Consider the following 757-nt stretch of genomic DNA (forward strand, 5'->3'; position numbering starts at 1 on the left):
CTGACGGCAGCCGCCCGAGCCGCCTTCACCACCGGCATGCACGGAGCGGCGACAGCGGGGGCCGTCGTGCTGCTGGCGGCCGCGGTGCTGGCGGTCGGGGCGCTGCGCGGGGTGCGGGTACGGGATCAAGAGGAGGAGAAGAGCCTCGTCAGGACGGCGAGCCAGTCGTGATCAGACCCTCCCGGTACGCGATGGCCACGGCCTCCGTACGGCTCGCCGCCCCCAACTTGGCCAGGATGTTGGACACATGCACGCTCGCCGTCTTCCCGGTGATGAACAGCTCGTCGCCGATCTGCCGATTGGTACGCCCGAGCGCGAGCAGCCGAAGGACATCGCTCTCCCGCGCGGTGAGCGCGGGAACGTCCTTCTCCCCCGAGGCCTCCGCCAGCCGCCCCCTGCGGACGAGCGCGTCCAGGGCGGCGCGCAACGGCACGGCCCCCAGCCGATCGGCGGTCTCCCCCACCGCCCGAGCCTCGGCCACCGCCTCCTCCCGGGCCCCCGCCCCCAACAACGCCTCCGCCAGCCGCAGCCGGCACCGGGCCCTCTCGTACGGATCGCCGAACGCGAACGCGTCCACCGCCCTGCGCCAGGCCCCCACATCGGGCCCGGTACGCACCCGGGCCCACTCCGCCTCGGCCCGCGCCAGCCAGGCCAGCCCCTCCGGTCCCTGCTCGTCGCCGTCCTCCCCCACGGCGGCGGTGGCCCGCGCGGCCTCCACCAGCTCCTCCCCCGTCGCGTCCCAGCCCCGCACCCCCTC

General features: G+C 75.7%; 1 protein-coding gene. It reads right to left on the bottom strand.

Annotation, left to right across the window (positions count from 1 at the left end; translation table 11 throughout):
• Positions 1–148: 148 nt before the first annotated feature.
• Positions 149–757 (bottom strand): response regulator transcription factor (locus tag AWZ10_RS06530; RefSeq protein WP_167365919.1); only part of this gene is annotated, 609 nt, incomplete at its 5' end.

Origin of the sequence: Streptomyces europaeiscabiei (assembly GCF_001550375.1) — a bacterium.
GTDB classification, from domain to species: domain Bacteria; phylum Actinomycetota; class Actinomycetes; order Streptomycetales; family Streptomycetaceae; genus Streptomyces; species Streptomyces europaeiscabiei.